Raw genomic sequence first — 23,966 nt, 5'->3', positions numbered from 1 at the left:
AGTCTCAGTTGTTGTGCCCCGTTTTTGTGAGCATCTTAGGTGATTATTTAGTTAGTGAAGCCAATAATTCGTCCAATCTTTCCAAGGTGGAATTGAGTCCGGCTTCCATTCCCATTTGAATGACGGTTTCTAAGTCTTGTAAGGAATTATAGGTGACTACGGTCTCTACCTGTGATTGTTGGTTTAAGTCCTTAAATGTTACATGCCATTTGGCCCTGGGCATATCTGGGTTTAGTTTACCGTTCTCATCACAAAATCCGTCCAAGGATTTGTAATAGTCTATTGGTTGTATTTCAGTAAAATCGGTTCGTCCCCAATGTTCGGTGCCATTAGGTTCTATCATTGCGTATAACCAATGTCCACCTACTTTAAAATCCATTTCCTTGGTTTTGGCGGTCAGTGGTTTTGGTGCAAACCATTTTTCAAGAAATTCACTCTTGGTGTAACAGTCCCAAACCAATTGGCGCTTGGCATTAAAATTTCTTTTAATGGTCAGGGTGTTCTTTTTCTTATCAACTATAAAGTTGGTCTTTGTCTTACTTTCCATGTTGCTTGTTTTTTATGGTTATTAAAAGTTCATCCAGCTGGTTGAAACGGTCCTCCCATAGTTGCCTAAACTGTTCCAGCCATTGGTCTATTTCTTTCATTTTATCAATTTTTAATTGATAGAATATTTCCCTACCCACTTTTTGCTGTTCCAACAATTCGCACTCGTTAAGGATTTTAATATGTTTTGAGACGGCTTGTCTGCTAATATCAAATTCTTCGGCCAGCGTGTTGGGAGTTAGGGCCTGTGTAGCGATTAGCAATAAAATAGCCCGTCTTGTTGGGTCTGCAATGGCCTGAAAAACATCTCTTTTCATAAAAACTGAAATCAAATTGCGCAATCATTCGGTTGCAAATATAAGTGCAACCAATCGGTTTCGCAAATTATTTATTGATTTTTTCCAGCAAGGTTGTATTTGGGACGGCAGTTTGATGTTTGCCCTAGAGTACGAGTTAATGCTTTTGTGAAAGAAAAGAAGGGTAGTTGTAGGCAATCCTTGCGTACTTCGTAAAAGTGTCCATGCTGTGGGTTTAGGGGGGTAGGGCATTCAAAAAAAACGGGCATAATACCAACATCAGCACAGAACACAAAGGCCCAGCCTTCCATAGCTACTGTGTGGAGTAGTTATAGTTGTGGCAAGAGCAAGATGCCTAGGTGATAGGATAGGTGGTCTCGGGGGAGAGGGATATAGTTAAAGAATAAAATATTAGGTTTAGAGAACTGGACAAGTGCTTTTCATAGGATACAATGTTGTACGCTGGCTTTTTTTCATTCAACTCGTTTTTATCAGCGTTGGCAAAGACATACTCTTTTGCAATTTTTGGCTTGTGTGTCGGCTGGTGCGAATTGCAAATGTGTATGGCATTTCGCTTTGCTATTTCAAATATATTTCGTCTTTCACATAACTTGCGTTTAACCAAAAACAATGTTTTGTGTATTCAGTTAATCCAGTCAATTTATCAGCAATGGGTAATTCATGAGTATCTGCTGCATTTTTTGCGTGCGGTCTAACGTGACTTACTCTATTTTCGGTTTTCTTTGGGAAATATGTTTTTCTTACACCTTTTTTAGTAACTTCTTTTACGATTTTTCCATTTGAAACTGTTTTTACAATTTCTACCCAAACATTCTTTGCTTCAATAATATCTGAATAAGGCATATTCCAAAACTTCACTTTTCGTAAAATCAAATTCTTACCCTCAAATTGATAAAATACAAAGAAAAATTTGCTTTCTAAAATGTTTTTAAAATCCGAATCTTCCCAATCTGTTTCAATGAGTTCTCGATATTCAAATGTTGGAAATGAAATGTCTTCTTTTGGTATATTATTTTCTTTAAGTCGAATTGTTTTTACTTGAATATCTGCTTTTTCAAACTCTTCAATTTTTTGACCTAGTTCAAGTCCAAGAATTGCATTTGTTAGGTTGGCAAAATAACTTTTAGCATTTTGATTTAGTTGTAAACCTAATTCTTGTTCGATTTGTTCTGCGGATTTTCCATAAAATGGATGAAATTTCAGAATTACTATTTCTTCAATGGTACGAACTTGTTCTAAAATTTCAGGTCGCTCAATTATTTTTCCATAAACAGCAGTTTCTTCTTGAGCTATATTTGCAATTATATGATTAACATAGCCCTGCTTTAAAGAATATGCTCTTTGCTTTGCTTTTGCTTTATTAAATGGTTGATTACGATATGATTTTAAAGCTGTAGATCCTTTAGTACAAGCGCCAAGATAAAAAGTGTCTCCTTCTGATAATTCGTGGGCTTTTCCGTCTTTTATTTTTTGGTTTATGCTTTCCCAATCGTGCTTAATGATTTTTAAATCTTCACTTGGATATTGCCATGCGTCAACCAATTTTATTAAATAGTCAAGTATCTCTATATCTTTATCGTGTAGATAAAACACTAAGAGTAAATGAGCATTTTTTTTCCAAAATGAACTATTTTCAAAGTCTTCTTGATGAACTTCTAAATAGTTGATAATATTTAAAACGAGCCTTTCTTTTGAGCGATATTCTCCGTTTTTTAACGTTTTTAACGGAGTTGATTTTAATTCAATCCCGGCCTCTTTAAAGTCAGGCTCGGAATCTGAATTAGGCTCATAGCCGAAATAGAACTTTTCTAATATTTGACCAAAATTTCCTTTTCCTTTATAACCATGTTTTTCTATTTCTTCTCCACAAGCTAGTCTTAAAGTTTGTCCTTTTAATTTTTTAGCAAACTTAATTATAGAATCTGCTGAAGTAATATCAAACATATTCAAATTGGTCTATTTGTTTGTAAAGTTCTTGTCCTATTTTTTCAATTACACCAACAACCAAAGCATTTCCCATAAAAAACGCGCGTTTTGAATCTGTAATTCCTTCAAGTTGTGTATGATTGTCTGGAAACATATTTAATCTCTCCAATTCAATTGGGGTTAGTCTTCTTAGGCCTCTATCAGAAGGGACTACGTGTTTAAACCTTGAAGGTGATTTTCCGCCTTCACCTGTAATAATTGTTCTTGAAGCATTATCAAGAGAATCTGGATAAATCATTCCGCCTTCACTATAATTGTACTCAAAGCCGTCTTTTGATTTTCTTTTTTCTTTTTTAGAACCTTTTAAGTATTCCCATTTTGGTTTGTCATTTTCGTTAATGTAATATTCAGGAGTTACTTCACCATTTTCTAGAATATCTCCTAAAACAATTCTTTTGCCGTCATAATTTGGTTCAGTTTTTTGAGTATAGACTTTTCCCTTTATAAGTAATCCTGTATTTTGGAAAGGTGATAATTTCCCTGTTTTGTTAAAATTATTTGTTATTTCAACTAAATCACCTTTTAAGTCAATTTCTTGAATTGAATTTGTTTTAGATACGGGAAAAGCTTTTGCAATTGTTCCTTCTTCCGTTAACCAATCAATTTTGTCAGAGTTTTGTAGTCGTTTGTATATTTCTGTAGATTTATGATAACCAATAAAGAATACTCTTCTTCTCCTTTGAGGCATTCCATATTCAGCAGCATTTATAACTCGCCATTCTACAGCATATCCAAGTTCGTTTAAACTTTGCAACATAACCGCAAAATCTCTACCTCTTTGCTTTGCTGGTGATTTTAAAAGTCTATCAACATTTTCTAGAAAAAGATATTTCGGTTTGTTTTTTTTCTCCTCTAAAATTCTATGAATTGACCACCAGAGAACTCCTTTTTTTCCTTTTAAGCCTTTTGAATTGTTCAAGGTTGTTGCTACAGAATAATCTTGACAAGGAAATCCCCCACAAAGTAAATCATGGTCTGGAATTTCACCTGTTGGAACAGTTGCAATGTCTTGATTTAAATGGTTTTCCTTTCCAAATCTTGCTTCATATACCATTGAGGCGTGTTGCATTTTTGTTGAAGGTTCCCATTGATTGCTCCACACAACTTTAAAATTACTTTTTTCAAGTCCAAGACGGAAACCACCGACTCCTGCAAATAACTCTGCTACTTTTAATGTCTTATTTTCCATTTGCTTGGGTTTTATAATATTTGATTTTTTCTTCTGCTACTTTGAGTATTTCAGAAGTTGATTCTGTGTATTTCAATTCTTCTGCAATTTTTTCTGAATACCAATTGATTGTTAGTTTTTTTTCAGAAAGTCCGTAAAATTTTGCAAGTCTAACGAGTTGTTCCATTGTAGGTTTTCTCTCGTTTTTTTCAAACTTGCTAATCAGAGATTGATCAATATCTACTTCAGCCGCAACTTTTCGCAGAATTAATTCTTTTTCCTCTCTTGCAGATTTCAAAGTTTCACCTAATGTTTTCATTGGTCAAAATTATTTTAGACAAATATTGTCCAAATTTATAAAAACATTTTGAGGTTTCAATAATTAATATCAATTATTTTATTCGGGTGGTGGTGAGGAAGTGCATGAACGTGCGGTGAATTTTTTTAGTTTACAGACCTGTTTGTATCTAATTAATCGCAATGTTCAAGCGCCTAATTTAGCAAATACAAACTGAATAGAAAATTCGACCTGCCACACTTCTTGGGGAAGAATGATTTTCGTAAGTAGGCTTGTACTATCAGCGGACCATATATAGTGTTTATGCCTAGTTTTTGTCAACTTTTATTTTATCAATCCGAATCTGCTGGTTATCAATCGTAAATTCGAAATATTTATCATTGTTTTCAATCAGTTTTACGTTTCCATAATGCAATTGTCTGTGGTGATTAGCACAAACTGTCAGAAGGTTTAAAGTCCCAAGAGAACCTTGTTGTAATTCAGATACTGGGATTATATGATGTGTCTCAACATAAAATTCTCCATTTCTTTTTTTGAATCCATGTGGATTTAGTCCTAAAGTTTTACAAACTAGACATTCATAGTTATTGATTTTTTTTACTGCTTTAGAAATATCACCACGTTCAATTCTTCTGTTGACTATTGCTTTTACTCTTGGTGTTGCATTAAAATATTTTGCTTCGAATTTTTGTAAATCAGCATAGTCATTTAGTTCTGTAGTTTTTACTTCGCTTACCACTGCAATATTACTTTCCGCATGTTCAAGAATTTTGTCAAATGTATCTTTCTTAATAGACCACGACGAAGCTTGCCGACCATTTAGTAGGGCTTTCTCATTTTGAAAATCAGTCAGATTTTGTAAGTCTCTTAAAAGTATCGGATTGTCGAGTAGTTTTTTTATATATCGAATTTTTACTCTTAAACGCTTTTCGCCGTATTTATTTTGATTTAACCAAAATTGTCCATCAGAATCAAGCATTGGTTGTGCTTGACTCATAATCTCAATTATTCCATAAATCCCTGCTTGCAATTTTTCTTTTCCGGCTAATTCTTTTTTTGTTCTTGAATCTTTTCCAACTCGAATAACAGCAAACTGTCCTTTTTGGAAATGTGCACTTTGCCAATCAGTTACTCTCCATGTTGAATTAATCTCGTCAGTTTCAAGAAATTCGTCAATCTGCCAATATTTGGGGTTACAAAAGAAAATCCAATAACCTGTGTAATTAAATTTAGCATCACCTAAATTTAGTGTTTCCTTATATTTAGGAAAGGGCAAATTACTCGAAATGTTTTTTGTTAAATATTCAAGTAGTTGAAAAGACGTGTTTTTTTGACTATCGGTCCGTAGCTGAAAATATTTGTTAGAAGCTTTTTTAATCGTTCCAAAATGAAGATGTTTAATCTTTTTCCATTTTTCTTTTGAATTGTCGCGATAGAAATAATTCCGAGTTTTTATTGCTGAATATTCAGCCCATTCTCCAGAATCCCAATCAGATTCTAATATCCTTTTAATCTCTGATGTGTTGTTTTCAATTAGTTCCTTGTCTAAAGCAAGCCAAAGTGAATTTTCGTGAATTGTTGTCGTAATCAGATTTCCGATTTTAACCCTTATCCCGTCACTTTTTATGCTTAATCCCCATTTTTCAGAACCAAACGAATCGGCATAACTAATAATTTCGCAAAGAATCTCAAGGTAGACTCTTCGTTTGGTTTTATCAGGTAGTAAATCAGTTGTTATTTTTTCAATTTCATTCATGTTTCATTGCTTACAGTTCATTTCTTAAAATTGGCTGTAACATAACTATATAGTCACTATTATTTAAAAATTTTACTTCATCCATCTCCTAATACAACCGCATATTATACGTATACTATGTGCATATTTTTAAAGGAGAAAAGTACTACAATTATTTTAATTGTGGGTGGTTTTATACGGGTTTGGGGAATTATTTCTTGACCCTAATAGGTCTTTCATAATCATCTGTCATGGTATAGGGCAATTGGTATAGCGCTCCATCAAAATCTCCAAAATACAATTGGGATTTGCCAAATTCGTGTGAATGGCCATCTGCCCAGAAAAAAGAAAATGGAGGGCTATAGTTCAGCGGTCGGCGTACATAAGAATGGCTTGAGGGGCTGTTATGGGTAAGTGTGCTTAGCTTATTCCATGTTTCCCCTTTATCTGTAGATTCCCAGATGGCCAGTTCCCCGCCAACGCCCCAAGCCTGGGCACCTTTTTCCGTAGGGCCCACTACTTTCCAATGGTCTTTTTCTATATAAAGGCTGCCCATATCATAGTTATGGTCCGAGCTGGTGATCTGTTGGGTCTGCCATTCATGGCCGTTCCATTTGGTAATACACCATTCATAGGGGGCACTTTTTGGCCCCGGCTCGTGGCCATTGCTCCGTATGTAGAGGCAGACGGGATTTCTCTGGGCATCAAAACCCATGTCCTTTAGGTATACATTCTTGTCCAGCGCGGCATAGTCAACCGCCCTGGCAGGATGCGCAACTTCCAGCAAGGGCAGTTTGACCGCTGTCCCCTTTACGTTGGTCCAGTTGCGGCCAAAGTCGGCCGACTGCAAATAGTACAGGTCGGTCCTTTTGTCCACATTGCCATTGGGGTGTCGGTTAAAAAATGTCCCCATTACTTTTCCGTTAAAAACGCCACTGGTTTGGTAGTGTCCTGATTTTTCGCCTTTTTTTTCGGCAATGGCGGCCATCAATTGGTCTTGGGACCAATTAATACCATCCTTGCTGGTTTCAAAATAGAGTTGGCGTACCCCTGTGTATTTGGTAAAAAAATGAAAGAATCCAAAATTGGTGTTCCTAGGTTGTGGATAGGTCATTTCCTCTTTGGTAATTTCTTCAAACTGCTCAATGGAGTAGGGGAGTTTGCTCTTGTACTTAAAGCCCGGTCTTCTGCTTCCCCGTCCGCTTATAAATACCCATATATAGCCTTGGTCATCTATCATAAGGGAAGGATTGTCATGGGGGTCGTCCACCCCATTCTTATCATATACCACAGTGGGTTTGGAAACCATTCCCTTGCGGTGGTCGTACTCCCCAATCATACAGAGGAGGTGTCTTTTGTCTACGGCAGTGGTGCCCCCATAAACAAAAAATGTTTTTTCTACCTCAGGCGCATAGATGGCCAACGGAAGGTGCTTGGCGGTATAGGTGCCCAATGCGCCGGAATATTTATCGCCGTATTCGTACTTCTGGTTCAACTCAAACCAAATGCCCTTATAGCCGTCTATTTTAGTGTTGTTAAGGGTTTGTCCAAAGCTGTGTCCAAACCAAAGCCCCAAGACGAGGAGGAAAATAGAGTTGGGGACAAGCTTAAGTGGACAGGTAAATTTTAGGGGATGTGTTTCTGGTGAGGGGTGGTAGTGGTTTTTGCGCATAGGTATTTGCTGTTGCTCGGTTTTTTATGAAATCTATTTAACTGTTTTGGTGTTGTTATCCTAGGAACTTTGGGGGGACTGTTCCTTATAAATTCCACTTCCCTATCCCTGTTGTAGGGGTAACGGGAAATGGGTAGCTGCATTTACAAGGGATTAAATTACAATTTTTTATGATAATGGGAGGCGGAATATCTTTTTCTTAATTAGTAGGGGCAGAGCAGGGTATTTTCTATCTTTGCCCCATGGTAAAAGAAGAAGTTTTGGCATTGGTAGATCAGGGGTTGATGCTACCCTTGATGGAGGAGTTTTACACAATTCAGGGCGAGGGGTTCCACAAGGGAACTGCTGCCTATTTTATTCGTGTGGGCGGTTGTGATGTGGGATGCCATTGGTGCGATGTAAAGGAGAGTTGGAATGCGGAGACACATCCCCCAACGGGAATAGAGCATATTGTGGACAATGCGGCAAAATATTCGGATACCATAGTTGTCACCGGGGGAGAACCTCTCACCTGGGATATGGGGCCACTTACGGCGGCCTTGAAGGCTAAGAACCTAAAGACGCATATTGAAACCTCTGGGGCCTATACCTTGTCTGGAAGCTGGGATTGGATCTGTTTGTCCCCCAAAAAAAATAAACTACCGGAAGGGATTATCTATGACAAGGCACATGAACTAAAGATGATTGTCTACAACAAACACGATTTGATCTTTGCCGAGGAGCAGGCGGCCAAGACCAATAAGGATTGCATTTTGTACCTACAGCCAGAATGGAGTGTTAGGGACAAGGTTACTCCAATGATCGTGGACTATGTGATGCAGAACCCCAAGTGGAAGGTGTCCTTGCAGACCCATAAATATTTGAATATTCCTTAGGGGAAGGCCGTGGTCATTTTGTTGAATGCACTTATAGAGAGTAGATTGCCGAGCTTTGACAGCCCTTCTGCTTCTCGATACAATTTTATTCCGCTGCGCTTCATAAAATCACCCGCCTGACGGCAGGGCAGGTCTGCCTACCAAAGGTAGGGAGCATTTGCGAAGAAGCAATCTCACCATTCAATAAACAGATTGCCGCGCTTTGTCTACCTCACGGCCGACAAGCTCGCAAAGACGTTAATTATAATTGTTAAACTAACAAACTGTTCACTGTTCACTTATTACTTATTACTGTTTACTGAAACCTGTCCACTGATAACTGACCACTTATTACTGTTTACTGTTCACTTACAACTGAAACCTGTACACACCACATGCTTCTTTTGTCACCTCGACAGAGTCCTTTTTTGGGACGACGAGAGGTCTCACTTTTTTGTTATGGGGTATGGGGATACGTCATTGCGATCCCGCCTGACTTCGGGCAGGGAGCTTTTGCGACGAAGCAATCTCACCATTCAATAAACAGATTGCCGCGCTTTGCCTACCTCACGGCAGACAAGCTCGCAAAGACGTTAATTATAATTGTTAAACTAACAAACTGTTCACTGTTCACTTATTACTTATTACTGTTCACTGAAACCTGTCCACTGACCACTTATTATTGTTTACTGTTTACTGAAACCTGATCACTGTTTATTGCTAATTGTTTATTGTTAACTGTTAATTGTTCATTGTTTCCGATGTGCCAATACAGAGGGAGGCTGTCCGTTGAACGGATTTTGCATTCTGCCAATGGTCTTGGCTCCCATTCCAGAGGCTCTTATAACACTTTTGTCCCCATAACGTTCCCTGATCTTATCCAAAGCGTTGTACAGGCTTAGGATTTCTTCGGTATCATCAAATAGGTCTATCTGATAATGTCCCTGTACCAAATGACTGAAGCGAATACCAATTAGACGGATCAACAGTCTTTTGTTGTATAGGGTATTGAACAGTTCCAATATCTTGGGAATTAGAATGTGGTCTGCACTGGTGTATGGTACCTTTAGTTGTTTGGAGTAGGTATTAAAGTCCGAATACCGAATTTTAACGGCAATACATGCGGTGAGTTTTTTTCCCCTTCGTAATTGATAGGCCAGATTCTCGGTCATGGCAATAAGGATTCCCCGTAGTTTTATAACATCTATGGTATCCCGGTCAAAAGTACGTTCGGTGGAAATGGATTTGCGTTCCGAAAAAGGGATAACCGGGCTATTGTCTATGCCGTTGGCCCGTTTCCAAATTACAGCTCCGTTGGCACCCAATACCCGTTGCATCATATCCATGGGCATTTCTTGAATTGTCTTTATTTGCCGCAACCCCAAATTTCTAAGGGTCTGATAGGTTTTGTCGCCCACCATGGGGATTTTTTTAATGGATAGGGGCGCTAAAAAAGGTTTCTCAGTGCCTATATCTATCTTTAATTCGTTGTTGGGCTTGGCCTCATTGGTGGCTACCTTGGACACCACCTTGTTTACCGATAGGCCGAAAGAAATGGGGAGTCCGGTTTCCTTGATAATTTTATGGCGTAGTTCGGAAGAGAATTGATGACAACCAAAAAAACGGTCCATTCCCGTAAGATCGGCGTAAAATTCATCTATACTCGACTTCTCAAAGACGGGTACCTGTTCTTTGATAATATCGGTAACAATATCGGAATGCTTACTGTAAGTGCCTGCATTTCCTTTGATGATTATAGCTTCCGGACATAGCGCCTTGGCCATTTTCATGGGCATGCCGGAATGCACTCCAAATCCCCTGGTCTCGTAACTGCATGCGGCAACAACCCCCCTGTCGCTAACACCGCCTACCAGTATAGGACGATGCTCCAATTTGCGGTCTTGGAGTCGCTCTACGGATACAAAAAAAGTATCCAAATCCAAATGAAGTATTGTTTTGTTCATAGCATACCAAAAAAAGGTATGCTAAATTATGGAATATTTCCAATATTATGGATAATATCCATATTTTATTTTACGGTCTTATATTCCAAACAGGGATTTAAGAACAGTCCAATCTGTCTTGTCCGGTTGGGGGAACAAACATTACATCAAAAAAAATAGAAGTTGGGACAAGTCTTAAAAGACTGTATCTTAATATTTTGAATATGCATTGGTTTTATTCAAAGGTATAGAGCAATATAGAGAACAAGGCTAGGAAAAAGCAAAGGAAGACCAAGATCAGCAATAACTTTAGCGTCACCGGAACTGTGTATTCCTCACCTTTTCCTACCAATAATTCTTTTAAATACTGCATACCTTTCATACTAATGCATTTCTCTATATTAGTCCCATACAAATCCTGTTGCCAGTCTAAAAATGAAAGCGTACAATACCACGGCAAACATAGCTACACTGAACCACAGGAAAAATTTGAAGTAATTTCTAACTATAATACTTCCTAGGTTTCTAAACCCTTCTGCATAAATTTCTTTAACGAGTAATAATGTTTTCATCCTTCTTTATTTAATGTTATGTGGCAAATTTCGGTCAGCAGGGCCCTTTTTTTAAATTTAGTGGACAAAAGGGGGAAAAAAAGGATAAAGGGCAGGGCCGTATTTTGACCCAAAGACAAACGGTACTATACTTAGGATAAAGCGCACATGATTTATTGAGGCGAATAGCTGTGGTAAGCGGTCTTTACTGCCCTTTAGGGGGTAGGGATTACCTTAAATAGGGTAGGGGAAATGGTTATTGGATGGTAGGAATAAGGGGGTAATGGCAGCGTTGGAAATGTTTATCCAAGCTGGTCCTATTGTTGTAAACTGGATGGTAAAAAGCGTTTGTTGGCCCACCTTCCAATAGGCAATAGCTGGGGTGCTGCCCCCAATTTCTTTTCAACCTTATTTTATGGCATTTCGCATAAGCCCTTCCTGGGTTACGGAGGCCACCAAAACACCATTGCGGTCAAAAATACTACCTCTGGAAAATCCTCTGGAATTGGAAGCGCTGGGGCTATCCATGGTATACAGCAGCCATTCGTCTATTTTAAAGGGGCGGTGGAACCAAATAGCATGGTCTATACTGGCATAAAAGGTCTTTGTCTTTCTAAGTTCTTCCCTATGGGGCAGGGAGGCGGTGGTAAGGATGTTGTAGTCCGAGGCGTAGGCCAATAATTGCTGTTGAAGCGGTAGGCTGGCCTCTACCTTTTCCGAAGCACGCATCCACATATGGTTAAAAGGCGGTCCATTTTTGGCCAAAAGGGAGCTAAGGCGTTCCACAGGTTTAAATTGGAATATCTTGGGGTGCGTAAGTTTAATAAGGTCATAGGAGTCCGGATCGGTATTTTTTAATTCTTCCATTTGATCTATACTCTCCATTAATTTTTTGGGGGTAATTAAATTGGGCATGGTTATTTGATGCTCTACTCCATCTTCCTTAACCTGAAAGGAAGCAGCCATATTAAAAATAGCCTTGCCATTTTGCTTGGCAACTACCCGTCTTGTGGTAAAACTACGTCCATCCCTAATATTATCCACTTCATAGGTAATGGGAATGTTGAGGTCTCCCCCTAAAATAAAGTAGCCGTGCATGGAATGTGCAATCCTGTCCGAATCCACCGTTTGGTATGCGGCATGTAGGGATTGGCCCAATACCTGACCGCCAAAAACCCGTCCCCATGGGGCTTGGTAGTTTTGGCCTACAAAGGTATTATTGGCTGTACGCTCCAAGGATAATAGTTGTATAAGGTCTTCAAGACTGCCCATGCTGTATTGTTTTAAAAATATGTAAAAAGGTAAAATGTAACTTTACAAAGGTATGTTTCCGTGCTTTTTTTTGGGCAGTTCCACCACCTTTTTTTCTAATAGGGAAAAGGCCTTTATTAATTTTCTACGTGTATTCTTGGGAAGGATTACCTCATCTATAAACCCTCTTTCCGCGGCACTATAGGGGTTGGCAAACATATTGGCGTATTCCTTTTCTTTTTCTGCTAGTTTGGCCTCGGGGTCATCTGCAGCGGCGATTTCTTTTCTAAAAATAATTTCACTGGCACCCTTGGCGCCCATTACGGCAATTTCGGCTCCTGGCCAGGCATAGTTGAGGTCGGCACCAATATGTTTGGAGTTCATAACATCATAGGCTCCGCCATAGGCCTTACGCGTAATAAGGGTGACTTTGGGAACCGTAGCTTCACTTAGGGCATATAGGAGTTTGGCGCCATTGGTTATAATTCCGTTCCATTCCTGATCCGTACCTGGCAGGAATCCGGGAACATCCACCAATACCAATAGGGGAATATTAAAACAGTCACAACATCTGGTAAACCTGGCAGCTTTTTTAGAACTGTTTACATCCAGAACCCCTGCCAGATTCATGGGCTGATTGGCTACAATACCAACACTCCTTCCTGCCAAACGGGCAAAGCCCACCACAATATTTTCGGCATAATGCTTATGTACTTCAAAGAACTTGGAGTTGTCTATGACCTCGTTGATGATATGCCGCATGTCGTATGGCTGACTGGCATTCTCGGGTATAATGGTTTCCAGGTTTTCCCTGATCTCGGTATCCAGGGTATAGGGCAATGGCTTGGGCAGATCCTCACAATTCTGGGGTAAAAAACTTAGGAGTTCCTTTATTTGTGCTATACAATCCAGATCGTTTACCGCTGTAAAATGTGTTACCCCAGATTTGGTGGCATGTGTCATGGCCCCGCCCAACTCCTCCGAGCTCACCTCTTCATTGGTTACCGTTTTTACCACATTGGGTCCAGTAACGAACATATAACTCGAATTTTCTACCATTAGGGTGAAGTCGGTCATCGCGGGAGAGTAAACGGCGCCTCCCGCACAGGGTCCCATAATGGCCGATATCTGCGGGATTACCCCAGAGGCTTTTACATTCCTATGAAAGATATCGGCATAGCCGCCCAAGGAACGTACTCCCTCCTGAATCCGCGCTCCGCCGCTATCGTTTAAGCCAATGATAGGAACGCCTATTTTCATGGCCATATCCATTACCTTGCATATTTTTTCGGCATGGGTTTCGGATAGGGAACCACCGAATACCGTGAAATCCTGGGCATAAACACATACCTGTCTCCCGTTTACAGTACCGTAACCGGTAACCACTCCATCGCCATAAACAAGCTGCTTTTCCATGCCAAAATCCTTGGTCCTATGGGTTACCAATGCCCCTAGCTCTTCAAAGGAACCCTCATCCAATAAAAAATGAATGCGCTCACGGGCAGTGAGTTTGCCCTTGGCATGTTGGGCCTCTATGCGTTTTGTACCCCCACCCAATTGGGCCTTGCTAATCTTGTCTGTTAGTATTTTTGCTTTTTCCTTCATTAAACAATGCTTTATGCTCCCTAATAATATGGTAGGACCATTTATGGCTTACCCTATAGTTCTTTTTATCTGCCAGTTGGAGTTTTCCCGATCCGGAACTTTAAGTTTGTCCCTGTATTCCATAAAAAGTTTTAGTCCCACTGCCGCAGCAATTTCCTGTTCTTCTTTGTAGTATTCCCGCAATCGTTCCGGGGAATAGTGTTCTTTAACAAAATGGGTGTCAAAATCACCAGAGGTAAAGGCTGGGTGTTCACAGACAAATTTTCCAAAGGGCAGGGTAGTAGCTATGCCTTTTATCTTATAGTGGTCAATGGCCTGTACCATACGCTGAATAGCCTCTTCCCTATCTTGGCCGTAGGTAATTAATTTGGCCAGCATGGGGTCATAGTAGATAGGGATGCTCATACCCTCCTTAAAACCGTCATCTAGGCGTATGCCTTCCCCCTTGGGGCGTACATAGGTAGTTAAGGTGCCAATGCTGGGTAAAAAATTGTCCAAGGGGTCCTCTGCATATACCCTAACTTCCAAGGCATGGCCTGTTATATTTATATCTTCTTGTGAAAAGGGCAATGGCTCCCCCCTGGCAATTTTAATCTGCTGTTCTACCAAATCTATCTGGGTAATTAATTCTGTAACCGGATGCTCTACCTGCAGCCGGGTATTCATTTCCAAAAAATAGAAATTTTTGTCCTTGTCCAGCAAAAACTCTACCGTTCCCGCACCTACATAGTCGCATGCCTTGGCAACCTTAATGGCCGCATCTCCCATTGCCTTCCTTATCTCAGGGGTGAGTACCGTGGAAGGGGCTTCTTCTACCACCTTTTGATGTCTTCTTTGTACGCTGCACTCCCGTTCAAAAAGGTGTACTATATTCCCGTGCGAATCGGCCAGTACTTGAATTTCAATATGTCGGGGCGATTCTATGTATTTCTCTATAAAGACAGCACCGTTACCAAAGGCAGCAGTTGCTTCGCTAATGGCCCTCTCCATTTGATGGGGTAATTCTTCTATGGTGTTCACTACCCGCATTCCTTTGCCACCTCCACCTGCAGAAGCTTTTATAAGAATGGGGAAACCTATTTGCTGGGCAATTTCTTTGGCCAGGGATATATCGGTAATAGCTTCCTCCAGTCCGGGTACCATGGGAATCCGGTAACCCTTTACCGCCTCTTTTGCGGTTAATTTATCGCCCATAATCTCTATGGCATGGGGCTTGGGCCCTATAAAAACAATCCCATGGTCCGATACCAATTTGGCAAAGTCGGCATTTTCACTGAGAAACCCATAGCCGGGATGAATGCCGTTGGACTGGGTTTGCTGCGCAACCTCCAATATTTTCTGCATGTTTAAATAGGATTCGGAAGAAGGCGATTTTCCTATGTGCACCGCCTCATCGGCAAAAAGTACATGTGGCGCATCCCGATCGGCATCGGAATAGACGGCTACCGTTTTTATGCCCATTTTTTGTGCCGTCCGCATTATGCGCAAAGCGATCTCTCCCCTGTTGGCGATCAATATTTTTTTCATTTTACCATAAAATTAGGTTATTCCATTTCTATGATTAGCTGCCCTTTCTCAACAGCATCGTTTATAGCCACATCAATCTGTTTAACGATTCCCTCCCCGGGAGAGGTAATGATGTTCTCCATCTTCATGGCCGATAAAACCACTAGGGGTGTGCCGGCAACGACTTCTTGTCCCACAGTAGCCATAATATTGAGAATAAGCCCTGGCATGGGAGCCTTAATACTGTTTATTTTATGGGTCATGCTCTGCAACAGGCCCATTTTCTCCACCAACTCATCATATTCATCCCCAATTCTTAAGTCATAGCTATTGCCATTGACTTCCAAGGTCATGGTTTTGTTGGGGAAATCGGTTTTGGTGACCGCAACGTTAAAAGCGCGATTATCTTTTAGGACGTGATAGTTTCTTGGCCCCGTAGGTATTGCATCTATAGAATCTAGTTCCTCTTGGCCAACAGTGTATTTGTCCTCATTGATTGTAATGGTATAGTTGGTCATATAATACTTCTTTTTTACCCAGGTATGCGCCGTAATGATTCTTGCAGCTACCTGGGTTAGTTTTTAATGCACTAGGATTTTTCCAACACCGGGATTACAATACCATAAGTTGCTTTTGGGTACTATTCTCAGTTAACATCCATATACCATAAAAGCTGCCCCATGAACTGTTAAATGCTGCAATCCCATATGAGCAATACTGTACTTTCACTAAGATATGCAAAAGAATTAAAAGACCCATGGGCCTGGGCGGTTTCTACCATAGGGACTATTACTGCGGGGTTGGGGTGGTAGGAGTGGTGTAGATTATTAGTTGTTTACTGTAGTGTTGAAAAGTGTAAAATGTTCGTAAACAATGTGTTAGGTGTGTTTAGGTCCGTTTCATCTTGTAAAAAGGACATTTTTATCCTAAATATGATTTTTGTCATGTTTTATCGTTTGGTCAGGTTCTACTTTTGTCCTAATAAATTGTTAAAGTAACATAGGTCATGATTTGAAAGCTGTGGTTTGTAAACGTTAGACCAGGATATTTCATAGGGTTACAAGTGATCTAATAATGAACAACTAATAAAATAAAATGATGAGAAAAATTATTAAAAGTAGCGCAGTTCTTTTTTCTGTTTTAATGATGAGCTGTGGCGGTAAAGAAGAAAAAAAGAAAGAAGGATTTAGTGTAGATAGGGCTAAAACCACCACGGAACAACCTGCACCAGCGCCTGCCGCAACAGATACAAAACCCTCTGAGACGGTAGATTTGGATAATAAAGGAGTTGGTCCTATTACTTCGGTAAACTTGGCTGCTGAGATAGACCAAGAAATGGCCAAACAGGGAGAAGAGATCTACAGCCAAATGTGTTTGGCCTGTCATAGGGTAGATAAAAAATTCATAGGACCTGCGCCAAAAGGTGTATTGGAAAGACGTAGCCCAGAATGGGTCATGAACATGATCTTGAATCCTGAGGTGATGGTAAAGGAAGATCCATTGGCCAAGGCTTTATTGGCCGAATTCAATGGCGCTCCAATGGCCAATCAAAATCTAACCGAAGAACAGGCCAGGGCAGTATTGGAATACTTTAGAACCTTATAATAATAAAGACATAGCATTATGTTCCCGACAATCAATTTAAAATTAATGGTATTATCGTTTCTGATGCTGGGCGTTTTGTTCAGTTGTAAAAACGAAGCGAAGACGGAAACGACTCCTACTCAGCAAAAAGCAGGAACGGAGGAAGTTCAAAAGCAGGGCCAAGCTTTTATTAAAGAAGATGGTTCTACTCCCAATGTATTGCAAATAGCCATAGGCTCCCCTGACCATACCACCTTAGTGGCGGCAGTGCAAGCTGCAGAGTTGGAAAACGTCTTGGTGAATGCGGGTCCCTTAATGGTATTTGCTCCTACAAATGAGGCCTTTGCCGCACTGCCTGAAGGCACTGTGGAAGATCTTTTAAAACCGGAGAACAAAGATGCCTTGGCCAATATTTTAAAATATCATGTTACCGCTGGTAATTACAGCAAGGAATTTTTAATGAAGTTTAAGAAACTGGGACAGGCCAATGATCAGAGCGTTACCGTTGAGGTTGTGGGGGACGAGGTCTTGGTTGGAGGCGCTAAAATTTTGGCCAGTGTACCTGCGGGCAACGGAATTGTACATGTGGTAGATAAAGTAATGTTGCCCCCAACAGAATAATTATAGAACTCAATAAACAATTAAATTCAATACAATGAAAAAACATATCTATTTAGTAATGGGACTCTTCGGCTTTGCCGCCTTATTCACTGGTTGCGGTAATGGCAACCAAGGCAAAGGTTCCTCTGGAGCATTGAATTCCAGTAATGCCGAAAAAGTATATGTAGCCCCTGGGGAACATGACGAGTTTTATGCTTTTATGTCCGGGGGATACAGCGGCAACCTAACCGTTTACGGCCTACCTTCTGGACGAATGTTCAAGGAAATCCCTGTATTCTCACAATTTCCCACTTCTGGCTACGGCTATTCGGAGGAGACAAAACCTATGTTAAATACCTCTCACGGATTTGTGCCTTGGGATGATTCACACCACCCAGATATTTCGCAAACCAACGGAGAACTGGATGGACGCTGGATCTTTATTAATGGTAATAATACACCAAGGATTGCACGGATAAGCTTAACGACCTTTGAAACAGAAGAGATTATTGAGGTACCCAATAGTGCTGGTAATCACAGTTCATCTTTTGTTACAGAGAATTCTGAATATGTGGTGGCTGGAACGCGTTTTTCGGTACCTATTCCACAGCGTGATATGCCCATAAAAGAGTATAAAGGAAACTTTCAAGGGGCTCTGTCTTTTATAAGTGTTGATCCGGAACACGGCCATATGGATATTAAATTCCAAATTATAATGCCAGGGTTTAACTACGATCTTTCGCATCCCGGACGGGGAAAATCTCATGGTTGGTTCTTCTTTACTACATATAATACTGAGGAAGCCAGTACATTACAAGAGGTGAATTCTTCTCAGAACGATAAAGATTTCATTGCAGCCATAAACTGGAAAAAAGTTGAAGAGTATGTGAATAATGGTGGTGGAACAAAAATGGCAGCTAATTATGCGCATAATGTATATGATGAGTCTACACATACTGCAACGAGTACCATGAAAAAAGAAGTACTTACGGTAAACCCAATAGATATACCTGGCGCGGTATTCTTTCTGCCTACTCCAAAATCTCCCCACGGCTGTGATGTGGATCCTACGGGACAATACATCATTGGTAATGGTAAATTATCTGCGGACTTAACGATACATTCTTTTGATAATATGATTGCTGCTATTGAGGGTAAAAAGTTTGACGGAGAAGCCTATGGTATCCCTATTCTGAAATTTGAGGATGTACTTGCCGGAACCGTAAAAAGTGGAGGTTTAGGACCATTACATACCGAGTTTGATGCTGAAGGGAATGCATATACCACCTTCTTTATATCTTCGGAAGTTGTAAAATGGAAACTTGGGACTTGGGAAGTTATAGATAGAAAGCCTACATATTACTCTGTAGGTCATTTGATGATTCCAGGTGGAAATTCAAGAAAGCCTTTTGGAAAGTACGTCGTAGCACTTAATAAGATTACAAAAGATAGATATTTACCTGTAGGTCCAGAGATGGAGCACTCGGCTCAGATTTATGATATCTCTGGTGAAAAAATGGAACTTCTTTATGATTTCCCCACTCATGGGGAGCCGCATTATGCAGCAGGAATCCCAGCTGAACTGTTGGCTCCTAAATCGACAAAGTTTTATAAACTCTCAGATAACAAACATCCCTACGCTACTTTAGGTGCAGCTGATTCCAAAGTGGTACGTGACGGTAAAGATGTACATATATATATGTCAACGATCCGAAGCCATTTTACCCCAGATAACATAGAAGGGGTCAAGGTAGGCGACAAAGTATATTTCCATGTCACCAATCAAGAACAGGATTTTGATGTACCTCACGGTTTTGCGGTGATAGGTGCCAATACCTCCGAATTGTTGGTTATGCCAGGTCAGACCAAGACAATAATTTGGGAACCTAAGAAAGTTGGGGTATGGCCGTTCTATTGTACCGATTTCTGTTCTGCACTGCACCAAGAGATGCAAGGATATATAAGAGTTTCCCCCGCTAATTCTAACATAGACCTTTCTTGGTCTTTGGGAGAGTGACCTTGTTTATTTTATGTTAATTGAAAAGCGGGTGAGGTTTAAAATCTGCCCGCTTTTTTAACAAGTTGAAGAAAAGGGCAACCATCCAATACATTTTTTGGTTTGTTAATAACGAAATGACGATAAGAAATGAAAAATGCAAGTTTAATAATGATTATTGCTCCCTTACTTTTATTGGGTTTGTTCGCCTTTCCTTTATGGAATATTATGTTGGGGGCCCCTCAATATCCAGAACCCTTGGGCATGAATATTCACATTACTGGAATTAAAGGTGTCTCTGAATTTGATTTACAGAATATAGATGGATTAAATCATTATATTGGAATGAAGACCATACCAAAACCTGGAGAAATGTGGGAATTTAATGTTTTTCCAAAGGTTATCATCGGAATGGTGGTCCTTGGAGTACTTATAGGACTATTGGGTTTTTTTGAAAAAGTGAGCTATAAATTGTTCTTGGGATGGTTTGTTTTGATGTCTGTTTTAGGTGTTTTAGGTATGTACGACTTTAATGAATGGCTCACGGATTATGGTTCCAACCTAGATCCACATGCCATAATAAAAGTGACCAATTTAGATGGTACCCCTATGACCTATAAGCCACCTCTTTTTGGAAATCAAGAAATGTTGAATTTTGATGTTACCTCCCTCCCTAGTATAGGTGCCTATATGATGTTCCTTGGAATGACCCTTACCTTGGTTGCTTCCTACCTAGGGTGGAAGAATGGTCAGGATGCAGAAAAACAATGAGTAAAGGCCAATCCCCATTAACTAATTATAAAAGTATGGAAAACTTAAAAATAGTATTGTTTTTATTGTTGATATCGTTCTCGTCTTGTAATAGGGGACCAAAACCTATTGATTATGGATCCGATGGTTGTCACTTTTGTAGTATGACTATTGTAGACCAACAGCATGCGGCAGAAATAGTCACCAAGAAAGGTAAGGTCTTTAAGTTTGATTCCAGTGAGTGTATGATGAATCATGTTAAGGATATAGAACAACAGAAAATTGCCCTTTTTTTAGTAAACGACTATGGACAGCCTGGAAAATTGATTGATGCAACTAAGGCAAGCTTTTTAATAAGTTCCGGTATTCCAAGTCCGATGGGGGAATTTTTAACGGCCTTTGAAACCCAAACGGCGGCATCCAAAGCAAAGGAACAACATAAGGGCGAAGTACTGAATTGGGAACAGTTAAAATCAAGATTCCATTGGTTAAGCTACTAGGGCCCAAAAATTCGGATTGCTCCATAATTTTGGCCCACTGGGCAATTTCACTGAACATTTTAGTTTTTAATAGTTATAAATAATGATGTACAACCTAAACCAGCAAATAGAAAATCAAGAATATAATCAATTGCAACTGCAGAAATGGGTGAAGTCAGAGGCTTTTGAGATTCTAAGTGTTAGTTTGGAAAAAGATGCTGTTTTTCCAGAGCACACTTCCCCAAAGGATGCCCAATTAATTGTTTTGGAAGGAGAAATTACATTTCATATCAACAATAGATCTTTTTCTATAGGTAGGCAGCAGCACTTTAGTTTCCCCAAAGAGGAGCCTCATTGGGTATCTGCAGTTCAAAATTCTAAATTTTTGATTATTCGATAATGAAATTTAAACGCCTTCTTTTTCTAATGCCGGCACTGCTTTTGGTCCATAATATGCGGGCAGAAACCATTAGCGTTTGCTCCAGTTGTACCGTAACATCCATAAAAAGGGCCGTTATGCTGTCTGCCGATTATGACACCATTTTGGTGAAAAAAGGGACCTATCGCGAATTTAATATACAGATTAATAAACCCTTGACCATAAAAGGGGAAGATTATCCAATTATAGACGGGGAGGATCAGGGAGAGATAATCACTATCCTAAGCGATAATGTAACTATAGAGGGACTTTTTATTATCAATGTAGGAACTAGTTATACGGCAGACTATGCGGCGATTAGGGTAGTGGAAAGTGAGAACTTTCTCATCCAAAACGTGGTATTGGAGAAGTTATTTTTTGGGATATACTTAGAAAAAGCTAAAAATGGAAGAGTATATCATAACAAGATTATTGGCGATGCCGTGGACGAGTACAATTCTGGCAATGGCATACAATTGTGGTATTCCAATAACATAGTGGTAGAACGTAATATTGTGCAGCATGTGCGCGATGGTATTTATCTGGAATTCTCGGACAATATTACCATAGAGAACAATATTAGTTCGGATAATCTTAGATATGGTCTACACTTTATGTTTTCCAATGATGATGTGTACAAGGACAATACCTTTGAGAACAATGGGGCCGGGGTTGCTGTAATGTTTTCCAAAAGGATTAAGATGTTGGGGAATGTTTTTAAAAAGAATTGGGGTGCCGCTTCCTTTGGGGTGTTGTTAAAAGAGATTAATGATGCCGAAATTATAGGCAATACTTTTGAGGAGAATACAGTTGGTATCAGCATTGAAGGGTCTAATAGAATAAATTATTTAAGGAATAATTTTATAAATAACGGATGGGCCATTAAGGTACGTGGGGCATGTTATACCAATTCCTTTGTGAACAACAATTTTATGTACAATTCCTTTGATCTAGCTTATAACAGCAAATTGAACGACAATATTTTTGAACAGAACTATTGGAGTAATTACACCGGCTATGACCTGGATAAGAATGGGGAAGGGGATGTGCCCTATAGGCCTGTTAAGCTATTTTCCTATATCGTAAACCGGACTCCGGAAACCATAATTCTCCTGCGTAGTTTATTTATGGATATTATTGATTTTTCCGAGAAAGTATCCCCAGTCTTTACGCCAGATGAGCTAGTGGATGCAAAACCCTTAATGCATAAATTTAAATGATACACGTTGAAAACCTATATAAGAAATTTGGAAAAAACCAGGTGCTATCTGGTCTGGACCTTACTATAGACCAAGGGGGGATTTTTGCCATACTCGGTCCCAATGGTTCTGGTAAGACTACGCTCATCAAGGCCATTCTGGGAATGGTGATCCCCAATGAAGGGAGTATATCCGTGCTTAATACTACCATAAAAAATAAGTGGAAATATCGTCAGGAGATAAATTACCTGCCCCAAATTGCCAATTTCCCGGGCAATCTAAAAGTTAGGGAATTAATCGCCATGATAAAGGATATACGACAAAAACCCAGTGAGGAAGAAAACCTTATTGCACTTTTTGGATTGGAACCTTTTTTAGATAAAAAACTGAGTAATCTATCAGGGGGAACCAAGCAAAAAGTAAATATTGTACTCACCTTTATGTTTAATAGCCCCCTAATTGTCTTGGACGAACCAACCACAGGATTGGATCCCTTAGCACTAATACATCTTAAAGAGCTTATTTTTAAGGAAAAGGCCAAAGGAAAAACCTTTTTGATTACTTCCCATATTATGCAATTTGTTGAGGAGGTTTCCGATGAGGTGGTGTATCTCCTGGAAGGTAAAATTTACTTTAAGGGGAGTATAGAGCAACTAAAGACCAAAACAGAAGAAACTACTTTTGAACATGCCATAGCGGCCATATCAACCTACAACCATCATGATTAAAATATTAAAATATAGCTTTTATGACCTTATGCGAAGTAGATGGAGTTATGTCTACTTTCTCTTCTATCTGTTGCTGGGATTTGTATTGTTGTTTTTAAACAATGAGTTGTCCAAGGCAGTAATCACCTTAATGAATGTTATTATTGTTCTGGTACCTTTAATAGGAACCATTTTTGGTGTAATGTATTACTACAATTCCAAGGAATTTACAGAGCTCCTCTTGGCGCAGCCCATAAAACGATCCTCTATTTTTTTGGGACAGTACCTTGGCGTGGCCGGTTCGTTAACTATGAGTTTGGTTCTAGGTTTGGGTATTCCCTTTGTTTTATATGGTCTCTTCCAAAGTAATGCCATTTGGGATTTCTCATTGCTACTGATTACAGGGGCATTTTTAACCTTGATCTTTACAGCCTTGGCCTTCAATATTGCATTGTCCAATGAGAACAAAATAAAGGGTTTTGGATATGCGGTATTGGCTTGGCTGTTTTTAGCGGTTATCTATGACGGCCTTTTTTTAATGTCCCTTATTGTTTTTGAAGAATATCCATTGGATAGCCTTTCCTTGGCCGCAACAATGTTTAACCCTATTGATCTTTCAAGGACCTTGATTTTGTTAAAACTGGATATCTCTGCGCTTTTAGGGTACACAGGAGCTATTTTTAAACAATTTTTTGGTACGGGTTTGGGCCTTGTCATCTCTATATGTATGCTGCTGCTATGGACGGTACTTCCCATATGGCGTTTGGGGCATATTGCAAAAAGAAAGGATTTTTAATAGTA

General features: G+C 39.7%; 24 protein-coding genes. 10 read left to right on the top strand and 14 right to left on the bottom strand.

The window, feature by feature from the left end; genetic code table 11:
- Positions 1 to 43: 43 nt before the first annotated feature.
- The 7 genes from EHW67_RS13965 to EHW67_RS13930 form a co-directional block, all read right to left on the bottom strand.
- Positions 44 to 547: an SRPBCC family protein gene (locus EHW67_RS13965; protein WP_126163008.1), complete on the bottom strand. Its 504-nt coding sequence runs from the start codon at positions 545 to 547 to the stop codon at positions 44 to 46.
- Positions 537 to 863, bottom strand: coding sequence for an ArsR/SmtB family transcription factor (locus EHW67_RS13960; RefSeq protein WP_126163007.1), 327 nt, complete (start codon positions 861 to 863; stop codon positions 537 to 539). Before EHW67_RS13960 ends, EHW67_RS13965 begins: the two co-directional genes overlap by 11 nt.
- A gap of 558 nt (positions 864 to 1,421) precedes the next feature.
- The gene (locus EHW67_RS13950) at positions 1,422 to 2,807 is read right to left on the bottom strand and encodes a Sau3AI family type II restriction endonuclease (RefSeq protein WP_126163005.1); all 1,386 of its coding nucleotides are present in this window, start codon (positions 2,805 to 2,807) and stop codon (positions 1,422 to 1,424) included.
- Complete coding sequence (gene dcm, locus EHW67_RS13945; protein WP_126163004.1) at positions 2,800 to 4,038, bottom strand: DNA (cytosine-5-)-methyltransferase; 1,239 nt, start codon at positions 4,036 to 4,038, stop codon at positions 2,800 to 2,802. The genes EHW67_RS13950 and dcm overlap by 8 nt, the downstream gene beginning before the upstream one ends.
- Positions 4,028 to 4,336 (bottom strand): helix-turn-helix domain-containing protein, encoded by a 309-nt coding sequence (locus EHW67_RS13940; RefSeq protein ID WP_126163003.1) that lies wholly within the window; start codon positions 4,334 to 4,336, stop codon positions 4,028 to 4,030. Before EHW67_RS13940 ends, dcm begins: the two co-directional genes overlap by 11 nt.
- Before the next feature lie 286 nt (positions 4,337 to 4,622).
- Positions 4,623 to 6,071 carry an EVE domain-containing protein gene (locus EHW67_RS13935; RefSeq protein WP_126163002.1) on the bottom strand — a complete coding sequence of 483 codons (1,449 nt, stop codon included), beginning with the start codon at positions 6,069 to 6,071 and terminating at the stop codon, positions 4,623 to 4,625.
- A gap of 190 nt (positions 6,072 to 6,261) precedes the next feature.
- Positions 6,262 to 7,722 carry a BNR-4 repeat-containing protein gene (locus EHW67_RS13930; RefSeq protein WP_126163001.1) on the bottom strand — a complete coding sequence of 487 codons (1,461 nt, stop codon included), beginning with the start codon at positions 7,720 to 7,722 and terminating at the stop codon, positions 6,262 to 6,264.
- A 242-nt stretch (positions 7,723 to 7,964) separates the two neighbouring features.
- Between EHW67_RS13930 and EHW67_RS13925 the strand changes: the two genes are divergently transcribed.
- Complete coding sequence (locus tag EHW67_RS13925) at positions 7,965 to 8,597, top strand: 7-carboxy-7-deazaguanine synthase QueE (RefSeq protein WP_126163000.1); 633 nt, start codon at positions 7,965 to 7,967, stop codon at positions 8,595 to 8,597.
- 728 nt (positions 8,598 to 9,325) lie between these two features.
- Here the strand turns inward: EHW67_RS13925 and EHW67_RS13920 are convergent.
- The 7 genes from EHW67_RS13920 to EHW67_RS13900 form a co-directional block, all read right to left on the bottom strand.
- Positions 9,326 to 10,540, bottom strand: coding sequence for a DNA polymerase Y family protein (locus EHW67_RS13920; RefSeq protein WP_126162999.1), 1,215 nt, complete (start codon positions 10,538 to 10,540; stop codon positions 9,326 to 9,328).
- A gap of 214 nt (positions 10,541 to 10,754) precedes the next feature.
- Complete coding sequence (locus EHW67_RS20390) at positions 10,755 to 10,892, bottom strand: hypothetical protein (RefSeq protein ID WP_158285129.1); 138 nt, start codon at positions 10,890 to 10,892, stop codon at positions 10,755 to 10,757.
- 28 nt (positions 10,893 to 10,920) lie between these two features.
- Entirely contained in the window at positions 10,921 to 11,091 is a 171-nt protein-coding gene (locus tag EHW67_RS20930; RefSeq protein WP_317126883.1) for a DUF6747 family protein, read from the bottom strand.
- Between the two features lie 387 nt (positions 11,092 to 11,478).
- A complete protein-coding gene (locus EHW67_RS13915) occupies positions 11,479 to 12,342 on the bottom strand; it encodes an acyl-CoA thioesterase (protein ID WP_126162998.1) in 864 nt (287 codons plus the stop codon).
- 42 nt (positions 12,343 to 12,384) lie between these two features.
- A complete protein-coding gene (locus EHW67_RS13910; protein WP_126162997.1) occupies positions 12,385 to 13,926 on the bottom strand; it encodes an acyl-CoA carboxylase subunit beta in 1,542 nt (513 codons plus the stop codon).
- A gap of 48 nt (positions 13,927 to 13,974) precedes the next feature.
- Positions 13,975 to 15,453, bottom strand: a complete 1,479-nt coding sequence (accC, locus tag EHW67_RS13905) for an acetyl-CoA carboxylase biotin carboxylase subunit (RefSeq protein ID WP_126162996.1) — start codon at positions 15,451 to 15,453, stop codon at positions 13,975 to 13,977.
- A 17-nt stretch (positions 15,454 to 15,470) separates the two neighbouring features.
- A complete protein-coding gene (locus tag EHW67_RS13900) occupies positions 15,471 to 15,950 on the bottom strand; it encodes an acetyl-CoA carboxylase biotin carboxyl carrier protein subunit (protein ID WP_126162995.1) in 480 nt (159 codons plus the stop codon).
- A gap of 580 nt (positions 15,951 to 16,530) precedes the next feature.
- Between EHW67_RS13900 and EHW67_RS13895 the strand changes: the two genes are divergently transcribed.
- The 9 genes from EHW67_RS13895 (at position 16,531) to EHW67_RS13855 (ending at position 23,961) form a co-directional block, all read left to right on the top strand.
- A complete protein-coding gene (locus EHW67_RS13895) occupies positions 16,531 to 17,037 on the top strand; it encodes a c-type cytochrome (protein WP_126163191.1) in 507 nt (168 codons plus the stop codon).
- A 45-nt stretch (positions 17,038 to 17,082) separates the two neighbouring features.
- A complete protein-coding gene (locus EHW67_RS13890) occupies positions 17,083 to 17,637 on the top strand; it encodes a fasciclin domain-containing protein (RefSeq protein ID WP_238389944.1) in 555 nt (184 codons plus the stop codon).
- Positions 17,638 to 17,671: 34 nt separating this feature from the next.
- A complete protein-coding gene (gene nosZ / locus EHW67_RS13885; RefSeq protein WP_126162993.1) occupies positions 17,672 to 19,633 on the top strand; it encodes a Sec-dependent nitrous-oxide reductase in 1,962 nt (653 codons plus the stop codon).
- 129 nt (positions 19,634 to 19,762) lie between these two features.
- A complete protein-coding gene (locus EHW67_RS13880) occupies positions 19,763 to 20,383 on the top strand; it encodes a hypothetical protein (protein ID WP_126162992.1) in 621 nt (206 codons plus the stop codon).
- Between the two features lie 35 nt (positions 20,384 to 20,418).
- On the top strand, positions 20,419 to 20,862 hold the full coding sequence (locus EHW67_RS13875; RefSeq protein ID WP_126162991.1) for a nitrous oxide reductase accessory protein NosL: 444 nt from the start codon (positions 20,419 to 20,421) through the stop codon (positions 20,860 to 20,862).
- A gap of 82 nt (positions 20,863 to 20,944) precedes the next feature.
- Positions 20,945 to 21,241, top strand: coding sequence for a cupin domain-containing protein (locus EHW67_RS13870; RefSeq protein ID WP_126162990.1), 297 nt, complete (start codon positions 20,945 to 20,947; stop codon positions 21,239 to 21,241).
- The gene (locus EHW67_RS13865) at positions 21,241 to 22,479 is read left to right on the top strand and encodes a nitrous oxide reductase family maturation protein NosD (RefSeq protein ID WP_126162989.1); all 1,239 of its coding nucleotides are present in this window, start codon (positions 21,241 to 21,243) and stop codon (positions 22,477 to 22,479) included. Before EHW67_RS13870 ends, EHW67_RS13865 begins: the two co-directional genes overlap by 1 nt.
- A complete protein-coding gene (locus EHW67_RS13860) occupies positions 22,476 to 23,186 on the top strand; it encodes an ABC transporter ATP-binding protein (protein ID WP_126162988.1) in 711 nt (236 codons plus the stop codon). Before EHW67_RS13865 ends, EHW67_RS13860 begins: the two co-directional genes overlap by 4 nt.
- Entirely contained in the window at positions 23,179 to 23,961 is a 783-nt protein-coding gene (locus tag EHW67_RS13855) for an ABC transporter permease (RefSeq protein WP_126162987.1), read from the top strand. The genes EHW67_RS13860 and EHW67_RS13855 overlap by 8 nt, the downstream gene beginning before the upstream one ends.
- Positions 23,962 to 23,966 lie beyond the last annotated feature (5 nt).

This window comes from Arenibacter aquaticus (assembly GCF_003957295.1).
Classification (GTDB): Bacteria; Bacteroidota; Bacteroidia; order Flavobacteriales; family Flavobacteriaceae; genus Arenibacter; species Arenibacter aquaticus.
This window is presented reverse-complemented; position numbering and strand designations above follow the sequence as displayed.

Coding starts and splice junctions, on each gene's coding strand:
- EHW67_RS13965 (WP_126163008.1), bottom strand. CDS start 547: ATGGAAAGTAAGACAAAGACCAACTTTATAGTTGATAAGAAAAAGAAC.
- EHW67_RS13960 (WP_126163007.1), bottom strand. CDS start 863: ATGAAAAGAGATGTTTTTCAGGCCATTGCAGACCCAACAAGACGGGCT.
- EHW67_RS13950 (WP_126163005.1), bottom strand. CDS start 2,807: ATGTTTGATATTACTTCAGCAGATTCTATAATTAAGTTTGCTAAAAAA.
- dcm (WP_126163004.1), bottom strand. CDS start 4,038: ATGGAAAATAAGACATTAAAAGTAGCAGAGTTATTTGCAGGAGTCGGT.
- EHW67_RS13940 (WP_126163003.1), bottom strand. CDS start 4,336: ATGAAAACATTAGGTGAAACTTTGAAATCTGCAAGAGAGGAAAAAGAA.
- EHW67_RS13935 (WP_126163002.1), bottom strand. CDS start 6,071: ATGAATGAAATTGAAAAAATAACAACTGATTTACTACCTGATAAAACC.
- EHW67_RS13930 (WP_126163001.1), bottom strand. CDS start 7,722: ATGCGCAAAAACCACTACCACCCCTCACCAGAAACACATCCCCTAAAA.
- EHW67_RS13925 (WP_126163000.1), top strand. CDS start 7,965: ATGGTAAAAGAAGAAGTTTTGGCATTGGTAGATCAGGGGTTGATGCTA.
- EHW67_RS13920 (WP_126162999.1), bottom strand. CDS start 10,540: ATGAACAAAACAATACTTCATTTGGATTTGGATACTTTTTTTGTATCC.
- EHW67_RS20390 (WP_158285129.1), bottom strand. CDS start 10,892: ATGCAGTATTTAAAAGAATTATTGGTAGGAAAAGGTGAGGAATACACA.
- EHW67_RS20930 (WP_317126883.1), bottom strand. CDS start 11,091: ATGAAAACATTATTACTCGTTAAAGAAATTTATGCAGAAGGGTTTAGA.
- EHW67_RS13915 (WP_126162998.1), bottom strand. CDS start 12,342: ATGGGCAGTCTTGAAGACCTTATACAACTATTATCCTTGGAGCGTACA.
- EHW67_RS13910 (WP_126162997.1), bottom strand. CDS start 13,926: ATGAAGGAAAAAGCAAAAATACTAACAGACAAGATTAGCAAGGCCCAA.
- accC (WP_126162996.1), bottom strand. CDS start 15,453: ATGAAAAAAATATTGATCGCCAACAGGGGAGAGATCGCTTTGCGCATA.
- EHW67_RS13900 (WP_126162995.1), bottom strand. CDS start 15,950: ATGACCAACTATACCATTACAATCAATGAGGACAAATACACTGTTGGC.
- EHW67_RS13895 (WP_126163191.1), top strand. CDS start 16,531: ATGAGAAAAATTATTAAAAGTAGCGCAGTTCTTTTTTCTGTTTTAATG.
- EHW67_RS13890 (WP_238389944.1), top strand. CDS start 17,083: ATGGTATTATCGTTTCTGATGCTGGGCGTTTTGTTCAGTTGTAAAAAC.
- nosZ (WP_126162993.1), top strand. CDS start 17,672: ATGAAAAAACATATCTATTTAGTAATGGGACTCTTCGGCTTTGCCGCC.
- EHW67_RS13880 (WP_126162992.1), top strand. CDS start 19,763: ATGAAAAATGCAAGTTTAATAATGATTATTGCTCCCTTACTTTTATTG.
- EHW67_RS13875 (WP_126162991.1), top strand. CDS start 20,419: ATGGAAAACTTAAAAATAGTATTGTTTTTATTGTTGATATCGTTCTCG.
- EHW67_RS13870 (WP_126162990.1), top strand. CDS start 20,945: ATGATGTACAACCTAAACCAGCAAATAGAAAATCAAGAATATAATCAA.
- EHW67_RS13865 (WP_126162989.1), top strand. CDS start 21,241: ATGAAATTTAAACGCCTTCTTTTTCTAATGCCGGCACTGCTTTTGGTC.
- EHW67_RS13860 (WP_126162988.1), top strand. CDS start 22,476: ATGATACACGTTGAAAACCTATATAAGAAATTTGGAAAAAACCAGGTG.
- EHW67_RS13855 (WP_126162987.1), top strand. CDS start 23,179: ATGATTAAAATATTAAAATATAGCTTTTATGACCTTATGCGAAGTAGA.